This is a genomic window from Blautia parvula (assembly GCF_020215665.1).
Taxonomy (GTDB): Bacteria; Bacillota; Clostridia; order Lachnospirales; family Lachnospiraceae; genus Blautia; species Blautia celeris.
This window is the reverse complement of sequence record NZ_CP084061.1, coordinates 1,429,081-1,449,713: the sequence shown is the minus strand read 5'-3', so window position 1 is coordinate 1,449,713 and position 20,633 is coordinate 1,429,081. Positions and strand designations below refer to the sequence as shown.

Annotated in this window: 17 protein-coding genes; 16 read left to right on the top strand and 1 reads right to left on the bottom strand. The window is 47.1% G+C overall.

The window, feature by feature from the left end:
- The 5 genes from LC508_RS06860 to LC508_RS06840 all read left to right on the top strand — a co-directional run bounded on the left by LC508_RS06860 (window position 1) and on the right by LC508_RS06840 (window position 5,886).
- On the top strand, window positions 1–855 hold the full coding sequence (locus LC508_RS06860; RefSeq protein ID WP_103731708.1) for an ABC transporter ATP-binding protein: 855 nt from the start codon (window positions 1–3) through the stop codon (window positions 853–855).
- Between the two features lies 1 nt (window position 856).
- Window positions 857–1,555 (top strand): ABC transporter permease, encoded by a 699-nt coding sequence (locus tag LC508_RS06855; RefSeq protein WP_033140530.1) that lies wholly within the window; start codon window positions 857–859, stop codon window positions 1,553–1,555.
- 129 nt (window positions 1,556–1,684) lie between these two features.
- Complete coding sequence (locus LC508_RS06850; RefSeq protein ID WP_054351074.1) at window positions 1,685–3,193, top strand: helix-turn-helix domain-containing protein; 1,509 nt, start codon at window positions 1,685–1,687, stop codon at window positions 3,191–3,193.
- Between the two features lie 165 nt (window positions 3,194–3,358).
- Entirely contained in the window at window positions 3,359–4,687 is a 1,329-nt protein-coding gene (locus tag LC508_RS06845) for a GntP family permease (RefSeq protein ID WP_158587338.1), read from the top strand.
- 155 nt (window positions 4,688–4,842) lie between these two features.
- The gene (locus LC508_RS06840; RefSeq protein WP_103731710.1) at window positions 4,843–5,886 is read left to right on the top strand and encodes a uroporphyrinogen decarboxylase family protein; all 1,044 of its coding nucleotides are present in this window, start codon (window positions 4,843–4,845) and stop codon (window positions 5,884–5,886) included.
- A gap of 11 nt (window positions 5,887–5,897) precedes the next feature.
- Here the strand turns inward: LC508_RS06840 and LC508_RS06835 are convergent, their stop codons facing one another.
- Window positions 5,898–6,851: a LysR family transcriptional regulator gene (locus LC508_RS06835; RefSeq protein WP_033140527.1), complete on the bottom strand. Its 954-nt coding sequence runs from the start codon at window positions 6,849–6,851 to the stop codon at window positions 5,898–5,900.
- Between the two features lie 302 nt (window positions 6,852–7,153).
- Between LC508_RS06835 and aspA the strand changes: the two genes are divergently transcribed.
- The 11 genes from aspA (at window position 7,154) to LC508_RS06780 (ending at window position 20,632) form a co-directional block, all read left to right on the top strand.
- Window positions 7,154–8,590, top strand: a complete 1,437-nt coding sequence (aspA, locus tag LC508_RS06830) for an aspartate ammonia-lyase (RefSeq protein ID WP_081960241.1) — start codon at window positions 7,154–7,156, stop codon at window positions 8,588–8,590.
- 215 nt (window positions 8,591–8,805) lie between these two features.
- The gene (locus tag LC508_RS06825; RefSeq protein WP_103732123.1) at window positions 8,806–9,693 is read left to right on the top strand and encodes a fructose bisphosphate aldolase; all 888 of its coding nucleotides are present in this window, start codon (window positions 8,806–8,808) and stop codon (window positions 9,691–9,693) included.
- 668 nt (window positions 9,694–10,361) lie between these two features.
- The gene (locus LC508_RS06820) at window positions 10,362–11,165 is read left to right on the top strand and encodes a DeoR/GlpR family DNA-binding transcription regulator (protein ID WP_033140524.1); all 804 of its coding nucleotides are present in this window, start codon (window positions 10,362–10,364) and stop codon (window positions 11,163–11,165) included.
- 98 nt (window positions 11,166–11,263) lie between these two features.
- Window positions 11,264–12,688, top strand: a complete 1,425-nt coding sequence (locus LC508_RS06815; RefSeq protein WP_103732124.1) for an ABC transporter substrate-binding protein — start codon at window positions 11,264–11,266, stop codon at window positions 12,686–12,688.
- Between the two features lie 76 nt (window positions 12,689–12,764).
- Complete coding sequence (locus LC508_RS06810) at window positions 12,765–13,694, top strand: carbohydrate ABC transporter permease (RefSeq protein WP_054351079.1); 930 nt, start codon at window positions 12,765–12,767, stop codon at window positions 13,692–13,694.
- A 15-nt stretch (window positions 13,695–13,709) separates the two neighbouring features.
- Window positions 13,710–14,543 (top strand): carbohydrate ABC transporter permease, encoded by an 834-nt coding sequence (locus LC508_RS06805; RefSeq protein WP_033140521.1) that lies wholly within the window; start codon window positions 13,710–13,712, stop codon window positions 14,541–14,543.
- 9 nt (window positions 14,544–14,552) lie between these two features.
- Entirely contained in the window at window positions 14,553–15,695 is a 1,143-nt protein-coding gene (locus LC508_RS06800; protein WP_103732125.1) for an ABC transporter ATP-binding protein, read from the top strand.
- Window positions 15,688–16,815: an ABC transporter ATP-binding protein gene (locus LC508_RS06795; protein ID WP_033140519.1), complete on the top strand. Its 1,128-nt coding sequence runs from the start codon at window positions 15,688–15,690 to the stop codon at window positions 16,813–16,815. The genes LC508_RS06800 and LC508_RS06795 overlap by 8 nt, the downstream gene beginning before the upstream one ends.
- Window positions 16,816–16,817: 2 nt before the next feature.
- Window positions 16,818–17,969 carry a uroporphyrinogen decarboxylase family protein gene (locus LC508_RS06790; RefSeq protein WP_158587337.1) on the top strand — a complete coding sequence of 384 codons (1,152 nt, stop codon included), beginning with the start codon at window positions 16,818–16,820 and terminating at the stop codon, window positions 17,967–17,969.
- 21 nt (window positions 17,970–17,990) lie between these two features.
- On the top strand, window positions 17,991–19,580 hold the full coding sequence (locus LC508_RS06785; protein ID WP_118594106.1) for a xylulokinase: 1,590 nt from the start codon (window positions 17,991–17,993) through the stop codon (window positions 19,578–19,580).
- Window positions 19,577–20,632 carry a 2-hydroxyacid dehydrogenase gene (locus tag LC508_RS06780; protein WP_103732861.1) on the top strand — a complete coding sequence of 352 codons (1,056 nt, stop codon included), beginning with the start codon at window positions 19,577–19,579 and terminating at the stop codon, window positions 20,630–20,632. Before LC508_RS06785 ends, LC508_RS06780 begins: the two co-directional genes overlap by 4 nt.
- The last annotated feature ends 1 nt before the right edge of the window (window position 20,633 follow it).

Below are 20,633 nucleotides of genomic sequence, written 5' to 3'. Positions count from 1 at the left end.
ATGGATTGTGAAAACAGTATAAAAATAATGGAAATCACCCAAAGGTTCGGAGACAAAACAGTTCTGGAGGACATCAGCCTGACACTGAAAAAAGGTGAAATCTTCGGCCTGCTTGGCCCGTCCGGAGCCGGGAAAACAACACTGATCAAGATACTTACGGGACAGCTTGTACAGACAGGAGGAAGGGCGGAAGTATTGGGGACGGATACCAGAAAACTTACCAGCAGTATTTACACAAAGATGGGCATGGTGCTGGATAACACCGGACTGTATGAACGTCTGAGCTGCCGTGATAATCTGGCATTATTCGCGGAAATCTACAGGATACCAAAGGCAAAAATACGGGAAATCCTAAGCGCTGTGGGACTTTTGGAGGCAGAGAAGCGTCCGGTCAGCAAGCTTTCCAAGGGAATGCGGCAGCGCCTGGTCATGGCAAGAGCCCTGATGCACAGCCCGGAAATCCTTTTTCTGGATGAACCCGGCAGTGCGCTGGACCCCTCCACAGTAAGCGAGATCCATAACCTGATCCGTCAGGAGCAGGCAAAAGGAGCCACAGTCTTTCTCACCACCCACAATATGGAGGAGGCAGAAAAATTATGTGACCATGTTGCGCTCTTAAACCAGGGGAAAATCGTGGAATACGGAAAACCGGAGGAAATCTGCAGGAAATATAATGAGCAGAACCGGGTCAGGATTCTGCTGAAGGATGGCCGGGAGATCGATCTTCGAAACAGCAGGGAATCTGCCGGAAAGATTCAGGAGCTTTTTGCATCGGAACAGGTGGAGAGTATCCACTCTACAGAGCCAAATCTGGAAACGGTATTTCTGGAATTGACCGGAAGGAGGTTTGAGTAGCATGGATGGAAGAAAGATATATGCAGTATGGAAAAAACAGGTAAAAGATACCCTGAAAAATAAAGTGATACTGATTCAGTTTGTTATGTTCCCGCTGCTGACGGCTGTGATGCAGAATACCATAGATATGCAGGGAATGCAGGATAATTTCTTTGTGATTTTATTTGCCACCATGTATATCGGTATGGCTCCTCTCACCTCCATGGCGGCAATTATATCAGAGGAAAAAGAATGCAACACTTTGCGCGTACTGCTTATGTCTAATGTAAAGGCAGGGGAATATCTGCTCGGAACAGGCGGTTATGTGTTCATGATATGCACCATTGGCGCACTGTTTTTCGGGATCATGGGAAATTTCAGGGGAGAGGAACTGGCCGGTTTTGTGCTTGCCATGTGTGTGGGAATCGTGCTCTCCCTGCTTCTGGGAGCAGCGATCGGGGTGAGGAGCAGAGGGCAGATGGCTGCCACTTCCATAGCAGTTCCTGTCATGATGGTGCTCTCGTTTCTACCCATGCTGGCGGCCTTCAATGAGAAAATTGCAAAGGTGTCAAAGTACATCTTTTCCCAGCAGGTCAGCAAAATCATGGAGGGGATCGGAACCCATGGAGCAGGTACTGAGAGTATGGTGATCATAGGAATCAATTTCTTTGCTGTTGTTTTGTTTTTTACGTTTTGTTACAGGAGATATGGTTTGGAATAAGTGTTGTGATCACAGAAGAGACTCTCCGGGCAGGATGTGCACTTCACACAGCCGGAAGAGGGCTGCATGCAGTTCCGCGTCAGTAAAATGAGGAAGGCCGGGATGGGTTTTGTTTGAGGAGGAGAAGGTATGAAGCTGAATATGACTATAATTTCCGATTATCTGGACAGTCAGGACATAAAAAGAAAGCAGACGAACCGCCCCTTTTCTTTTTACCTGGAAAGCGTGGAGGTCTGCACAGGAGAAAGGTTCCGGGAATCCTGTCTTTACATTGCAGATGCAGAAGATCTTCCGGATGTTCCGGAGGCGGAAAACAGTATATCACTGATCTGTATAGGAAAACTGCCGGAAATTTACAGGCAGATACCCTGCGAATACCTCTGTGTGGAAGAGGGGACAGATATCACCGGACTGTTCCAGAAAGCAGCAGAAATCTTCCGGTGGTTTCAGGACATTGAGGTGAGGATTCTAAGATGTCTTGTGGACCATGCACCCATGAATGAGATAGGGAGGATTCTCTTTGAGGTATTGGAAAATCCCGTCTCTTTCGCGACCCCTGTATTCCGGATCATGATGTACGTGCCGGGAAAGAAAAACCATGATAAGAACTTTTCCCTGGCTGAGAATGCTTATCTTCCGGAAGATGAATACATGGTTGTTGTCTCTGACCCGGAGTACAAGGAGACGTTAAAGACAAAAATTCCCGGTATCTTTTCAGAGAAAATGTACGGGTTTCGGAAAATCTACTATAACATTTTTCACCGTCAGGAATATCTGGGAAGGCTTGTGGCAGATGAAGTTTACCGCCCCTGCAGGGAAAGTGATCTGTCATTTCTGATGCTCATATCCGATTATGTGAAGATGGCGTATCTGGACATCTGTCCCGTCAATCTGGGAGAGACAAAGGAGTTTGACCACATGGTGAAGGCGCTTACCGTTTCGGAACGGCCTTATCTGGACGTCTATGATTCCATACTCCGGTCTTACGGATGGGAAAAGTCAGATACATATCTCTATGTCTATCTGTCCAGTTTTTCAGAGAATAACCGGCATTCCAGGCTGGCGGAACACATGTTGTATCTGCACCGGATCCTGGACAGTAATTATACGTTTGTCCATGGAAATCATATTCATCTCATTCTGCGCTATCCATCCGGGAAAAATAAGAAAATATATGAAATACTGGAGAGCTTTGCCGGCCGTCATGACTTTTATATAGGATGCAGCGGCTGGTTTTCTGATTTTGAAAAAGTAGGCATGTATTACCATCAGGCAGTTATCGCTTTTGAAACAGGCAATCAGACGGACAGCACTGAAAGAGTGTATCTGTTTGAAAAATATATTCTGGAATATATGGTAAGGACAGCCTGCCTGAAACACAACAAAGAGTTTTATATTGCCCCGCCCCTGGCTGCACTGATGGATTACGACAAAAAGCATGGGACAGAGCTGCTGTATACCCTGAAAATATGTCTGGAGAACAGCGGCAGGGCAGTCATTGCCCAGGAAATCCTTCACGTGCACCGGACCACCTATCTGTACAGGATAAAAAGGATTGAGGAGATCACCGGCTGGCAGTTAAGCGATTATCGGACAAGACTGTATCTCATGCTTGTCTTTGAGATGATAGATACATGAGGGCCTGCCGGTTCCTACAAAATAGAGTAAAGAACCGGAAAAGCTTTCGGTGTTATGAGCATATTTTTTTACACTTGCCGGTGCTATGATGAAAGCATAAAAGAAGATCTTCTTTCAGGCCAAGAGATTAGAGCGTGTTTAAAAATGGAGAAAGGGAGGATTCACATGGTAAGTGTAATAGGAATCGTGGCAGCCATTGCTCTGCTGGTATTCCTGGCTTTTAAACAGTGGAATATGCTTCTTGTCAGCCTGATCTGTGCTGTTATTGTGGGGCTGACAAGCGGTATCGGACTGTGGGCGGTTTTCAGTGATTACTACATGCCCGGTCTGGTGGGATTTTTCGGTTCGTGGTTTTTGATCTTTACCATCGGTGCCGTGTATTCAGAGTTCATGTCACGTTCCGGTTCGGTCTCAGCCATTGCGTATAAGCTGGTGGATGTATTTGGAAAAGAAAAGATACTGCTGGTCATGTTCATTGTGTGCTGTCTGCTGAATCTGGGCGGGGTAAATCCTTATGTACAGATATTTATTGTATGGCCAATGGCAGTGGTTCTGTCAAAGGAATTTAATATAAACAGAGGAATCTGGCTCTCTGTATTTTATCTGGGATTGTTCACAGCACAGCTCTTTCCGGGAAATCCCAGTATGGTGAATACCGTGGTATCCCAGATGCTGCAGGTGTCTGCCGGGACGGTGCCGGTGATCTGTCTGGCAATGTTTGTCCTCTATGCAGCAGCGGGATATTTCATCATCAGAAGGACGGAAAAAAGATGGGAAGAAAAAGGACGCAGATACGTGGAGACGGAGTCTGACAGGCAGATGGTGAAGCCTGACAGGGAAAATCTGCCGGGTCTGGCAGCAGCGCTTGCTCCCATGGTACTGGTGATTCTTTTGTATACAGGACTGACATCGGGCTGGTTTTCTTTTATGGGAATCGGGAGACTGGAAGCGTCCAACAGTATACTGGCCTCCATGGGAATCGCGTGTATTGTATGTTATCTTCTGAACCTGAAGACGCTTCGGGGCAGTGAAAAGGATATTCTGTTCAAAGGAATGGCCGGAGGATTAAATCCCACCTTTGCCGCTGCTGTTATTGCGGGTTTCCTGGGTGTTATTACAGGTTCCCACGGTTATCAGCTATTCACCGAAGCGGTTCAGAATGTAGGAGGAAACCCGTATATGCAGTGCCTTATAGCGGGAAGTGTAACGGGATTTATAACCGGGGGCGGAGCTGTGACCGCGCAGACGGTCCTTGGAACTTTTGGGGCAGGATGGCTGGCGAATCCGTCAGTAAATACGGGGCTGCTGCGGCAGATAACCGTTGCGAATACAGCAGGCGGCATCACCTTATCTCCACATTCGGGCGGACTTCACGGGGTAATGGGATTTGCGGGAACGGATTTGAAGGAATCATATCCGGTGTGTATCACCAGCGTGATCCTTCCATCTATTGTGATCAATATTATTTTTTCTGCTATTGCAGTATTGATGTAACGGTTCAGACAGGTGTGCGCATTCACTGCGCTGACCGCATGAATGCGTGGCGGCAGTGAGTATCCGGCCCATGGCAAAGCGATTTTAAATGGCCGGATGCATGTAACTGTTCAGTTATCTGAAGGATTACGTTTTTGTAGAAGGAGGAATGGATTATGGCAGATAATATGGTACTGGACTGGATGAAATTCAGCAGCTCAGTAGGCGGCGAGGCAGACGAGAAGGAAAATTATCTGAAGGTTATCCGGGGAGAGGAACCGGACTGGGTGCCCCTGTATTTTGACGCCTGCGACTGGGTATTTACGGGTTTTATGCTGGACTATGTAAATAAAGAGAGAAAGTTTGATATTTTCAACGTGGAGTGGGAAATTAACGATGCGGGCAAGATGCCAAAACCGGACAGAAAGCTGTTGGAAGACGTGACAAAATGGAGGGAGTTTGTGAATTTCCCGGATACCTCCAAAATTGACTGGGAGCAGATGGCAGCAGAGGCTCTGCGCATGCATAACCCCAATAAGGCCATGGGATACCGGACAGACGGCTGCGGGGGTAACTTTTTCATTCCTCTGATGAACATGATGGGATTTGAGGAGGGTTTATGCGCGCTTCTGGAGGAACCGGAGGCGGTGGATGAGCTGTTTGATGCAGTCACTGTGCTGACCGAGGAGGCTATGCGGCATCTGATCCCCATCTATAAACCGGATGTGGTGATCATTGATGATGATATGGCTGCTGCCACGAATCTTTTTATTTCCACAGAAACCTTCCGGAACAGGTTCCGTCCTTTTTATCAGAGGCTTATTGATGTGGCAAAGGAATTTGGGCTGCCGGTTGAACTCCATATGTGCGGGTGCTGTGAAAAGATCATACCTGATTTTGTGGAAATGGGTGTCAATATCTGGCAGCCGGCCCAGGTCATGAATGATCTTAAGGGAATCAAGGCCAGATATGGAAACCGTCTTGTATTAAACGGCGGCTGGGATTCCCAGGGAAAGGCCGGAATGCCCGGAGCGTCCGAGGAGGTAGTGCGGCAGTCTGCGAGAACTGCCATAGATAACTTCGCAGCGGGCGGCGGCTATGTATTCTGGGATCTGAGCCCTGTAGGCAATTCGGATGATATGCTGAGAAAAATAGCCTGGGTGGAGGATGAGGCCAGAAAGTACGGCAGGCAGTATTACCGCAGGAAAGATCAGGAGTGAGCCTGTCTTTGTCATTGCCCCGTGGGGATACCGGAACCTGCGATTTTTAAAAACTCCTCCATGGCTCTTGTCACATACCGGGAGCGTTTGTGGTAGAAATAAATATTCCGCTGGGAGATGTCCGGCGGCAGCTTATAAAAAACAATCCTGGAGTCATCAGGCACATGCCGGATCAGGGTGTCTGTTACAAAGGCGATCCCCATGCCGTAACAGGCAAGATGATAGGCCGTGACCTGCTGGTCCAGCTTCAGAGGCACATGGGGCGCAAGACCTGCGCTTTTTAAAAGCAGGTCAGAGCGCTCACGTGTGTCATTTCCTGCTCTGAGAAGCAGGAAAGGGTCATGGGCAAAATGCTGCAGGATATCAGGGCAGACACAGCACTCTTCATAAGAACCGTTTTTTATGGAGGCAGCGTCCAGACAGCAGGTATCCGGTCCTTTTTCGCGGGCCAGTCCTGCGGGGACTGCAAGAAGAAGCTGTTCCTTGCAGAAAAAATGGCGGTCATAAATGGTATCTGAGAAAGGATAGTTGTCAATCACCAGGTCCAGACTGCCGGAAAAGAGTTGTTTTTCCAGATCGCCTGTGGTGGACTCCGTCATTTTCACCTCTATGGAGGGATATTTTCCCATAAAGCCGGAGAGCAGGGGCGGCAGGACGTAGGAGGCAAAGAGATTGCTTCCCCCTACAGAAAGATGTCCGGTCCTGAGGGCCTCAAAGTCATTCAGATAATTTTCAAATTCATTTTCCATATCCATGAGATGTTCCACGTAATGTATGTATTTTTCCCCGCACTCTGTAAGCATGATAGGGCTGGTGCTTCTGTCAAAAATGGGGGTTCCGAGACGGGCCTCAATCTTTTTTATGGTAGCGCTTAAGGACGGCTGGGAGATATAGAGGTTAGCGGCAGCTTTTGAAAAGCTCCTTGTTTTATAAACTTCATAAACGTATTTTTTTCCTTCAAACATGAAATCCACCTGCATTTCTGGTAAGTGTTCAGCCGGGTGAATACTTACCGCTTCTTTTTTTATCTTATCATGAATTCCCCTGTATATAAACAATTATTTATAATAAATATATACATATATGTATTAGCTTCTAATAGCAGGCGAACTTATAATATAGATAGCAAAAGACTGTGGTATACAGAACTGCTTTATGCGGCAGTATATTAGCAGTAAAAAGAAGAGGCAGGCAGTGGCGAAAAACGCTGTAAAATACATGTAAGGCGGCAAGAACGGCCTGCAGGAAAAAGAGGTAAGGAAAAGATATGGATACAAAAGAAAAAATGGTAAAGACAAGACTGGAACATGATTCTATCGGCACAAAAGAAGTACCGGCGGAAGCCTACTACGGAGTACAGACCCTTCGCGCTGCAGAGAATTTTTACATAACAGGCATGAATATGCACCCGGAACTGATCAACAGCGTGGCGCAGATAAAAAAGGCGGCAGCCATCACGAATTTTGAGGTGGGACGGCTGGATAAAAAAAGAACGGACGCCATCGTGCGGGCCTGTGACGAGATCATATCCGGCAGGCTTCACGACCAGTTTATTGTGGACCCGATCCAGGGCGGTGCAGGGACATCCCTGAACATGAACGCCAACGAGGTGATCGCCAACAGGGCCGTCGAGATTTTAGGAGGCAGAAAGGGAGATTATTCTATTGTCAATCCCAATGACCATGTAAACTACGGGCAGTCCACCAATGATGTCTTTCCCTCCTGTGGAAGGCTCACAGCCCTGAAGCTTCTGAACCGGGCAAAGGAACAGTTAGAGCGGCTGTATCAGGCGCTTATGGAAAAAGCGGAGGAGTTTGACGATGTGATCAAAATGGGCAGGACACAGCTTCAGGACGCGGTGCCCATCCGTCTCGGTCAGGAATTCAGGGCCTATGCAACGGCGATCCGCCGGGATATTACCAGATTTGAACACGCAAAGGAGGAGATGAGTTCCTTAAATCTGGGCGGGACAGCCATCGGCACCGGCCTGAACGCAGATGTGCAGTATCTCCAGAAAGTAGTGAAGAATATCGCTCTGGTATCCGGCCTGGATCTGGTGCAGTCCTATGACCTGATCGATGCTACACAGAATCTGGATGGATATACTTCGGTATCCGGCGCTGTGAAGACCTGCGCAGTCAATCTCTCCAAAATGTCCAATGACCTGCGCCTCATATCATCCGGACCGAGAGCCGGCCTTGGGGAGATCAATCTTCCGGCCAGACAGAATGGCTCCTCCATCATGCCGGGAAAAGTCAATCCGGTCATCCCGGAGGTAGTGAATCAGGTTGCCTTTAACATCATCGGCAATGATATGACCATTGCCATGGCAACAGAGGCGGGACAGCTTGAACTGAATGCTTTTGAGCCGATCATCTTCTACAATCTTTTCCAGTCCATTGAGACCCTGACCTTTGCCGTGCATACGCTGGTGGACAACTGTATCAAAGGGATCACAGCCAACCGGGAGCACTGCAGGAATATGGTGGAGAACAGTGTGGGCATCATCACTGCCATCTGTCCTCATGTGGGATATGAAAAGGCAGCCGTTCTTGCAAAGGAGGCTATTTCAACGGGGGCTTCCGTGCGGAGTCTGATCCTGAGGGATAAACTGCTTGGGGAGGAGGAGTTAAATGTTATTTTAAATCCCTACTCCATGACGGAACCGGGAATTTCCGGTGAACAGTTACTGGATAACATTTGACAAAATGGACAAAAAGTGGTATGTTTTTCTTATGGATTTAGTGAAAATCACTATAATCCGGGTATTGCAGACAACATGACAAGAATGGCGGCAGCAGCGCTGCTGTCAGAATCAAAAGACCGCGCAGCCAGCCGGTTTGCCTGCGTATGAGGAGAGGCAGATTTCACCGTATGCGGACAGAGCATGGATACTGACAAACGGCGAAAGGAGGAAGCATGAACACGGAACAGTTGAATCGAATGCGTTCGGGAAAAGGTTTTATAGCAGCTCTTGACCAGAGCGGCGGCAGTACGCCGAAAGCGCTGAGACTCTATGGTATTGCTGAGGACAGCTACCACGGGGAGGAAGAGATGTTTGACCTGGTCCACTCTATGCGTACAAGGATCATGACCAGCCCGGCATTTACTTCGGAGCATATTCTGGCAGCCATTCTCTTTGAAAAGACTATGGAGCGGGAAGTGGAAGGAAAACTGACGGCAGATTATCTGTGGGAAGAGAAACACATCCTTCCGATTCTGAAAGTGGACAAAGGACTTGCACCGGTGGAGAATGGTGTACAGTGCATGAAACCCATTCCGGGACTGGATGAACTGCTTGTACGGGCAAAAGAGCGTCATATCTTCGGAACCAAGATGCGCTCCGTCATTAAAGAAGCCAATGAGGCAGGCATCCGTGCTGTTGTGGAACAACAGTTTGAACTGGGGATTCAGATTGCAGAAGCCGGACTGGTTCCCATTTTGGAACCGGAGATTGACATTTTCAGTACAGATAAAGCGGAGTCTGAAAGAATCATGAAAGGATATCTGCAGGAGCATCTGGCAAAACTGGATGACAGTATACAGATTATGTTCAAGCTTTCGATTCCGGATGTGGATGGTTTTTATTCTGACATTATGGAAGACACTCATGTGGTTCGTGTGGTGGCTCTTTCCGGGGGGTACAGCAGGGATGAGGCAGACGAAAAATTAGCCCGGAATCCGGGCCTGATCGCCAGCTTCTCCAGGGCACTGACCCAGGGGCTGAATGTTAATCAGACGGAGGAAGAGTTCAATAATTTGCTGAGGGAGTCCATAGACGCGATCTATAAGGCTTCTATTACCTGAGGGTAGTGATATAATGACAGTATTTCCTGCAATTGCAGGGTATATTCTATGATGAGGTGCTGCGTAGTTTGCAGCACCTTTTATAGTTTTAGAGGAAAACGTTTCTTTTTATCAGCAGATACAGGCGAATTGTCTGCTGTTCTTCCATCAATTCCCATGGTAGAAATTACCATTCAGTAAATATACGCAAATATATATTATTATCTGCTATTTTTCATTATAATACTTCCAAAAGACTTTAGATTTCATAAGAAACAGGTTTTAAATTGTTATGAAACCTTTTGTTTTGGTTGCGAATAAAGGAAAGGAGAGGCCGGAAAGCAGAGAAAATGGACTCAGAATGTTATATTTTACTCGTCTGAAATATAACGAAAGTTACGAATGGTTTCAAGTGATATTGAAAACGAAAGAGAAAAATGGGAAAACGAAACTGAAAATTGTAAGATATACATCAAAATGAAAGATAAGAATGAATATTATGCTGATTATGTATGAATTGTTTATGAATAGATTGACAATTTGTGGCGGCTTTTGTAAAATTAACTTATAAAAACAACAGGAAATCACATCATATTTAGCAGAGCTAAATAAGCACAGATTCCATTTTCAGACGAACCAGCCGGCATCCGGAAAAGATGGATAGAACGAAAGAAAAAAGAGAGGAAGCAATGTTACAGGAAGAGAGAAAGCAGTACATATTAAATTTGCTGAGTGCAAAATCATCGGTAACAGTTGCAGAATTGAGCAAAGCGTTTCAACTGTCCGAGGTCAGCGTCCGCAAGATGCTCGTGAAGATGGAAGAACAGGGGGAAATAAAAAGGACATGGGGAGGAGCCGTCAGTGTGGAAGGTTCCCTGCAGGAATATTCACATTCTGAGAAAGTTCCCAAATATTTGAAAGAAAAGCTTTCAATTGCAAAAGCCGCATATGAATGCATCAATGACGGGGATGCCATCATGCTGGATTCCGGGACAACCACTTTGCAGATAGCAAGACTGATCAAGAAGGGGCCAAAGAGAAAAATCATGGTGACCACCAATGCAATCAATATTGCCATGGAGCTTGCAGAAGCAGAAGACATCCCGGTGGTATTGATTGGAGGAGAGGTAAGGCACAGAATTCTCTGCTGTACAGGGAACTTCGCAGATGAGATGGTGCGGAGGCTGTTTTTTGATAAAGGCTTTGTGAGCGGAAACCACCTTTCCCTGGAACATGGATTTACAACGCCGAACATAGGGGAAGCGAATTTTAAAAGAGCAGTTATGAACTCATCCAAGGAGTCATTTATAGTTTTGGATCACTCAAAATTCGGTGACGACTCCTTATCCCTGATCTGTCCCATTAAGGAAATGGATACAGTGATCACAGACTGGGGCGCCCCTATCCAGTTTGTGGAGCAGCTCAGGCTGAAAGGGGTGCGGGTCATCTGCGGCAATGAACCAGTCAATTATTGGAAGGACACGGTAGTGTGAATTGTATGGCTGAAAAGGACAGATTCAAAGTGCGCACGGTCTGTTCGGACAGTTTATATAAGAGTTTAAAAAGCAAAAGAACGGGAGGATAAAACCGTATGAAAAACAAAAAGGTGTGGAAGTTTCTGGGTGTGATTTTGTCTGTAAGTATGATGTTTACGCTGAACGGCTGCGGTTCCGATAAGAAAGAGAAATCACAGGGCGGGAGCAACACGGATCATGCAGAGTTTTCCTGGGATATGTGCTCCGGGGATACTATAACGGTGCTGTTCAACGAACATCAGTATGTAACGCCGATCATAGAGAAAATGGAGGATTTTGAGAAACTCACCGGCATAAAAGTGGAGCATTCGACTATACCGGAATCGAATTATTTTGACAAGATAGGAACTCTTTTAAACGCAAAATCAGATAAACTGGACATTTTCATGACAGGACCTTATCAAATCTGGGAATACGGAAGCGCCGGCTATATGGAAGACCTGCAGCCCTATATTGACAATGATAAGAAGACAAATCCTGATTTTGACTCGGATGATTTCTTCCAGTCGATTCTGGACTCTGCGCGCTGGGATGGCGTTGAGGGCCATGAAATGGGAACAGGTCCCCTTTTAGGCCTGCCAATGGGATTTGAATCAAATGTCATGATCTACAACAAGAGAATCCTGGATGAGAAGGGCCTGCAGGTTCCCAAAACCACCTCAGAGCTTTTAGAGACCGCCAGGGCACTTCAAAAACACAATGGGGAAAACTCCTACGGTGTCGCACTCCGCGGGGAATTAGGCTGGGGAACCATCATCACTGCTTATCAGAGTCTGTATAAGATGTGGGGGGCCACTGACTTTGAAGTGGAGGGTGACAAGCTTGTCTCAAAAGTAAACAGCCCGGAAGCTGTGGAAATGACCGATTGGTATGTAAAACTGATCCAGGAGGGCGGAAGTCCTACATGGGCAAGTGCGACCTGGTCTTCCTGCGGTGGGGAATTAGGTGCAGGAACAGCAGCCATTATGCTGGATGCCACCAACAACGCGTTTTCCCAGACAATCCCAGAAAATGCGGCAGAAGCAGAGAATTTGGTAATTGCTCCCATTCCTCTGCCGGACGGCAAGACAGATGCAGATACAAAATCACAGCTCTGGACCTGGTCCCTGGCAATGAACAGCGCATCTGCCCACAAGGATGCCGCATGGCTGTTCTTACAGTATTTTTCAGGCAAAGAATATCAGAATGAATCTTCTGTAAGCGCGAAGATTGTAAATACCCCCAGGCAGTCAAGCTATGACCAAGATGCATACCAGGAACTGCTTAAAAATTCTGAGGGATTTGTGGAGACTTTTGATGCCACAGTGGATTACACAAGGATGTATTACACACCCGAGACATATTTCTTTGAGGTGTCACAGACCTGGTGCCAGACACTACAGGAGCTGGTGGAAGGTAAATACGCGTCCACACAGGAGGGAATGGACAAGTTAAAAGAAAAGCTGGATGAGATTGTATCACATATAGAGATTACGGAATAAGAACTGGGCCCGCCTTGATATTGGTGTCTGGGCGGGCTTTTTTTGACTTTTTTTACGAAAATGAGGAGGTTGGGTCATGCGGGGAAATATGGCAAAAACGAAACAAACAGGGCAGAAGCTGAATAAAAAGCCCATGAATCTGCGCCTGCGGCCATGGCTTATCATACTGCCCACTTTGGTAGTGACGCTTGGTATCTTGTATCCATTTTATCAGGCTGTGTTTTATTCCTTGACGGATTATTCATTGAAAAAGCCGGTATGGCATTTTGTGGGACTGAAAAACTGGCTGGAAATGTTCAAGGGAGTGAATTTCTGGCACTCTCTGTGGGTTACCGTGAAATATACCATAGCCGCACTGGTGGTAGAGATGGGACTGGGGCTGGTAATCGCCTTATCTCTGAATCGGAAAGACAATTTGTTCACCAGGATCTTGAAGGTGGTCTTGATCTTTCCTCTGATGGTATCTCCGGTCATTGCTACACTGCTTTTTAAATTGATGACCAATTCCTCTGTGGGTGTGGTGGAAAGATTCCTGAATCTGTTCGGCGTGTATGGATTTCCGTGGACGGCTGATTCCTCCACCGCATTGTTTTCCGTCATTTTGATTGACACCTGGGTATATACGCCTTTTGTGCTGCTTCTCATCCTGGCAGGCCTTCAGGGACTTCCAAAGTCACCCTATGAGTCAGCCATGATCGACGGGGGAAGCGCATGGTTTACCTTTAAGACTTTGACACTGCCGCTTTTAAAACCGGTGATCCTGATCACATTGATCTTCAGGCTGTGCGCTGCGATACAGGAGTTTTCTATCATATATTCTACGACAAAAGGCGGCCCCGGGGATACCCTGATGAATCTTTCACTCAGTGCATACCGGGATGCATTCACCTATTCCAGTATCGGAAAAGCGGTTCCTCAGATCTTGGTCTTATGGGTGATCATAAACTTTATCAGCAGTAAACTGGTCAAAGCGTGGCTGAAAGCAAAGTCAGCGAACAACGGATAGAGAGGAGGGTGTGCTATGTATCAGAACAAATCGAGATTTGCAAAAGTGCTGGGGATCGCCAGTACGGTTTTTCTTGTGATCTATACGATCTTTTCCGTTTTCCCGCTCATTTGGATGGTTATCATTTCTTTCAAGAGCGATGTGGATATGTTCAAGACATTGTTCATATTTAAACCCACACTGGATAACTTCAGAAATGTCCTGACTACGGGAAACTATGTAAAAGCGTTTGGAGATAACTTTATTATCTGTTCCGGGGCGGTGCTGGTGTCCGTGATCGTGGGCGTACCCGCGGCCTATGCCCTGGCAAGATATAATTTTAAGCGGAAAGAGACTGTGGCGTTTACGATACTTTCGTTTAAGTTCGCGCCTGAGATTCTTATCATAATTCCGTTATTTGCCATATTCCAAAAACTGCATCTGTATGACACCTATTTCGGAATGATATGGATCTATCAGTTTATTGGTCTTCCGCTGCTGATCTGGGTCTTGCGGGGGTACTTTGAAGATATTCCCGTGGAAATGGAAAGAGCGGCAGAACTTGACGGATACAGCTGGTTTGAGGTGTTCTTTAAAATGCTGATACCGCTCATACGGCCGGGTCTTGTGGCAGCAGCGCTTCTGACCTTCATTTTCTGCTGGAATAACTTTACGTTTGGATTGATGCTCTGTGGGTTTAATATCCAGACAATTACAGTTTCCGCACTGACGTATATCGCTACGGACACGATACATTACGGGCAGATGGCTGTGGCATCCCTGATCGCCATAGCACCTGAGATCGTGTTGTGTCTGTGCATCCAGAAACATCTGGTCCGGGGACTGAGCTTTGGTGCCGTGAAAGGATAGGTGAATAAAATGGCGAGAATCAGACTGGATCATGTGACAAAAAAATATGGCAGCATCACAGCGCTGAAGGATGTATCCATTGATGTAAAAGACAATGAATTCTATGTGATCTTCGGTCCTGCAGGCGCCGGAAAAACCTCTGTTTTGAATCTGATAGCCGGCATCTCAGACCCGGAGGAAGGGGATATCCTGTTTGACGATGCATATATGAATTATGTGGAGCCAAGGGAGCGGGATGTGGCCATGGTGTTTGAAAATTATGCCCTGTATCCTCACAAAACGGTATACGAAAACATCGCTTCCAGCATGAGAACGAAAAAGTACCGGCAGCCGGAGGAAGTGGTGGACCGCGAGGTGAAAAGAGTTGCAGCGATGATGAATATATCCGAGCTTCTGGAACGGAAACCCACTCAGGCCAGCAATGGGCAGCGGCAGAGGATTGCACTGGGACGTGCCCTGGTAAGAAATCCGAATGTATTTCTTATGGATGAACCGCTGGCCCATCTGGATGCAAAGCTCAGGAATTCCATGCGCAAGGAATTGAAATCCATGCAGGAAGCATTTCACACCACGACAATCTATGTGACACATGACTATACGGAGGCAATGAGCCTTGGAGACAGGATAGCGGTTATCCATGAGGGCAGTATCTGCCAGGTAGGGACAGGGAATGAGGTCTATTACCTGCCTGAGACGGAATTTGTGGCAAAGCTTTTCGGAGACTGTGAGATCAATATCCTAAAGGGGTGTGTGACGGAGGAAAAAGGAAGAACCGGTATCCGTCTCCCCTATGGAGAGGAAGTCTATCCGGTGCCGGATGACGTGGGGGAGAGACTGCAGTGTGCGGGGGTAAAAGATGTGGATATCGGCTTCAGGGGCTGGGCGATTGACTACAGCAGAGAGCCGCGAAAAGGATATGTCCGGGGGAAGATCTATACCCATGAACCGCTTGGAAATAAAGTGGAGCTTACAGTAAGCCTTGGTGATGATATGATACGTTTTATTGTACATGTGGATGAGAGATTTGAGATCGATGAGGCGATTTATCTTCATTTTAACATGGATAAAGGTATTTTCTTTCACAGTGAGACAAAGGAATACCTGGTGCGCCACAATGAGGAAGTCATGAGAGGCGGTGGAAAGAATGGCTAATTTAAAACTGCAGAATCTGTACAAGATGTATGACCAGGGCAATGGAAAAAAGGACGGCGTCTATGCAGTAAACAACCTGAATCTGGAGATTGAAGACGGTACGTTTCTCGGCATTCTGGGCCCTTCCGGATGCGGGAAATCCACGACGCTCCGCATGATCGCAGGACTTGAGGAGATCACAAAAGGTGAGATTGCCATTGGTGATATGGTCATCAATGACATCCATCCGAAAGAGCGGAAAATAGGACTGGCATTTGAAGATTATGCTTTATATCCACCCCTGTCAGTGTACAATAACATCGCCTTTTGTCTGAAGGCGAACAAAGTAGACAAGAAAGAAATTGACCAGAGAGTCAGGAAGATTGCTAAGACCATGAAGGTGGAAGAACTGCTGGATGCAAAAGTGGAGGGTCTGAGCGGAGGACAGAAGCAGAGGGTCAATATAGCCAGGGCCTTGGTAAGGAATCCGAGAATCCTGTTGCTGGATGAACCATTGTCTCACCTGGATGGGAAGATGAGACAGATTTTAAGGGGAGAGATCAAAAGACTGCACAAAGAGATTAAATGTACCACGATTCTGGTGACCCATGACCAGATGGAGGCGTTATCCCTGGCTGATCATATTGCAATCATGAAACTGGGAGTGCTGCAGCAGTATGGGACGCCGGATGAGATATACAATGACCCGGTCAATATATTTGTAGCAGATTTCATCGGCGAACCTCCGATGAATCTGCTGCCAGTGACTGTGCAGAAAGCGGACGGCGGCTTTTGTTTTCTCCTGCTGGATGGCACCAGGATAAAGGCACCGGCTAAGTTTCATTCCATTCTGGAAGACGGACAGCAGTATACCATGGGAATCCGGCCTACCAGCATTGTGATCGCCGATGAGAAAGACTATGATGCACAGTTTACCGTGGATGTATTTGAAAATCTGGGGGATGAGAGAATCATCAGTATTCGTATCCTGGAGGATTTTCTTACAATTGTGATAGAAGATATGCTGGTTTTCCAAAAAGGGAGCAGGATATATGTGAAAATGAAGGAAGATTTGCTGTACCTCTTTGACAGGGAAACAGGAGAGCGTGTGAGGGAACAGGGACAAAGAAATGGAGGATGATTATGGGAAAAGTATATACCAGAAGAGAACGTGTCGAGACTGCACTGAACCACCGGGAGCCGGACCGGGTTCCCTGTGATATGACCATTGCGCCGCCGGCGTACATAGAGCTGTGCGAATATCTGCATGTGCCCTTTGAGCCGTATTGGTGGGATGACTGTAATCACGCATTTGCCTCTGCGGAGGTATTGGAAAAGCTGGATATTGACATCATGCATTTTTCTGCAAATGCATTTGTGCCGAAGAATTTTTCCATCGAACAGGATGAATTCCGGGACCAGTGGGGCGTTCTCAGAAAGAAAATCTGGGATACAGAGACGGATTTTATGTACATCAATGGAGATGCGCCTCTGGCCGGAATCGAGGATGTAGCGGACGTCTATGCCTATCACTGGCCAGAACCGGAGGAACTCTATGACCCGGATTTGGCGGTGCCGCTGGTGAGGAGTCTTTATAAGGAGACAGACTTTGCCCTTACCTGCCAGGTGGGTGGACATCTTTTTGAGATGGGACAGTTCCTGTTAGGCTTTGAAGATTATCTGGCATACCTCTATACAGAACCGGAAATCGTGGAAGCCATCATGGATAAAACAAGGGAAATCCAGATGAAAGTAGAGACTATGGTGATGGATACCATAGGAGAGTATCTCTCTTATGTCCGACTGAACGGGGAAGATGTGGGGACTCAGAACGGTCCTCTGATCAATCCTGCATATTACGAACAGGTGGTAAAACCCCGCCATGAAATAGAATGGAACCATGTGAAACGGGAATTTCGGAAACACAATCCCCAGGGGAAACTCTCAATCCATACCTGCGGAGGTGTCTATCCTTTTATTCAGCATTTTATAGATGCAGGAGCAGATGTCTTAAATCCGATCCAGCCGTCGGCAGCGGGGATGGATACAGCTCTGATCGGACGGGAATTCGGCAGCCGCCTTTGCTTACATGGTGGAATAGACAGCGTAAACGTACTGGCTTTAGGAAATGAGGAGGATGTCAGGAAAGAAGTAAAAAAGAGAATCCGTGATCTGGGACAGGGCGGAGGATATCTGTGCGCTCCATCCCATAACATACAGGGCGGCGTGCCCATGAAAAATGTGATCGCCATGTATGAAGCGATTCATGAATATGGAAAATATCCGCTTAGTTAAGCGGCAGAAAGGGCGGTGTAAATGGACGATAAGATTCTTATGGGGTTTGACTTCGGCACAAACGGTGTGAAGGCCCTGGCATACAGTGTCAGGATGGAAAAAGTGATGATAACGGCTTATAAGAGTTATCCTGTGATAACCCCTTATAAAAATCAGGCGGAACATGATCCGAAAGAGTGGTGGAGTGCATTTGTATGGTGTGTCGGCAAGCTTTTGGCAGAGGGCGCTTTTCAAAAGGAACAGGTTTCGGCTCTTTGTGTCAGCAGCCACACGCCGACTCTTACACCTGTAAAAGAGGACGGAGAGCCTTTGATGAACGGCATGATATGGGCCGACGGAAGGGCTGTGGAGGAGAGTCTGGAACTTCAGAGAGATTACGGAAAAGAGATCGCTTCTGTGAATCCGGCCTCGATTCGTCCCTATCATATTGTCTCAAAACTATTCTGGTTTAAAAAATATAAGAGAGAATTGTATGACAGGACAGCCATGTTTCTGGACTGCAGTAACTACATTACATACAGGCTTACTTCCCGCTTTACCATTGACCGATCTATGGCTACGAACTATCATTTCTATAACATTTTTGAAAAAAAATGGGATGAAAGGCTGGCAGAAAAACTGCAGATCGATCTGAGGCGTTTCCCGAAAGTCTGCGACTGTCATGAGGTGATTGGACATTTAACAAAAGAAGCCGCTGAAGAACTGGGACTGCCAAAACAGACTATGGTGGCAGCAGGAGCTTCGGATACGGCAGTGGCAACACTGAACGCAGGAATCTTCAGCAGAAATCAAATGGCCTATTCCTGCGGGACAGGGAGCAGCGTGGTCATGCTCCAGGAATGTGGGGAAAGAGAGCAGTATAAGACAGATGACAGGCTCATCACGATCGGATATGCGGATAAGGATTATATGATGAATATAGGAGTTATGTCCAATACGGGCGGAGCTTTTAAATGGATGAAAGAGGCTGTCTGTGATATGGAGACTTTGTGTGCAGTGACCCTTCATAAGGATGTCTTTACAGTCATGAGCGATTATGTGACGGAGGCCCCGATCGGGGCGAATGGAATCGTTTTTCTGCCGTATCTGGCAGGTGAATTATCTCCAATCTATAACCCCAATGCAAGGGGGGTATTCTTCGGATTGTCAGGGACTTCCACGAAAAAAGAAATGCTCAGGGCCGTGATGGAGGGGACCTGCTATGCGGTTAGGCAGAACGTGGATATTGTCCTTGATGCCCAGGGGATGAGGCCGGATGAGGTTCGGGAAATCGTCGCCACAGGCGGTCCGTGCAAGAGCAGTGCCTGGATGCAGATGCTGAGTGACATCCTGGGGATTCCTGTGACCATACAGGAAAACACAGAGGGGGCAGCTATGGGAGATGTGGTGGTGGCAGGCTGCGCGGCAGGTGTGTTTTCGAGCCTGAAAGAAGGGGCAGAGAAGATGAAGACCATCGGACGGACGTATCTGCCTGATGCTCATAAACAAAGACAGTATGAGATAAATTATCAGACATTCTGTGAGCTGCAGAAATGCCTGCTTCCCTGCTTTGATTCACATATGCAGAGGCAGGAAAGCAGAGAGATGAGAACCGAAGGAGGAAATGTATGAAAATCGTATGCATTGGTGACCTGCTGCTTCCACCGGAAATGATGGAAAAAGGAATAGAAGGCTTTGTCCGTTATGATGAGAAAAAATTCTTTTATTTCGGGCCAAAGTCTCATGAAGAGATGCGGGTCTATATCAAGAACATGGAGACGACAGGGTCCCGCTGCGTGCCTGTACCGGATAAGATCATGAGAGAGATCAGAGATGCGGATGTGATACAGACGCATCAATGCCCCATACCCTCCCAGGTCTTTGAGGAGGCTGAATGTCTGAAGCTGCTGCTGACAAACAGAGGCGGAATTGAGAATATCGACCTGGAGGCAGCTACAAAGGCAGGAATCCCTGTCATTGCCAATCCGGCGCACAATGCCAATGCCGTGGCAGAGATGACGATTGGACTGATGATCGCAGAGACCAGAAATATCGGCCGCTGTCATGCCTCCATGCAGGCACACCACCGTTGGTTGGAAAACTTCCCCAACTTCGGAAGAATCCATGAGATGAAAGGCAGGACAGTAGGAATTATCGGATTCGGCACCATTGGCCGGACGGTCGCAAGGCTTCTGGCAGCGTTCCAAGTAAAGCTGCTGGTATATGATCCTTATGTGAAGGAAGCTGAAGTGCAGGAGGCGGGGGGAGAAGCAGTCAGTCTGGAAGAACTGTTAAAACGCAGTGATATCGTCTCCATGCATGCAAGAGTTTCTGAGACATCAAGGGGTATGATGGGAAGAGAGCAGTTCAGGATGATGAAAGAAACAGCAGTTTTTATCAATACAGCCAGGTCTCCTCTGGTTGATATGGATGCCCTTTATGAGGCACTGAAGGAACGGTGGATCACAGGGGCAGCCATTGACAATTATGAGGTGGAGCCGGTACCTGTGGACAGCCCACTTTTTGAATTGGATAATCTGACATTCAGTTGTCATAAAAGCGGAGATACAGTGGAGGCTTTTGCTGACAGTCCTGCCATGGTTCTCGGACAGGCAGAACGGTATTTTGCGGGGGAGATGCCAAGATTTCTTATGAACCCGGAAGTCCTGAAAGGATCAAGGTGAT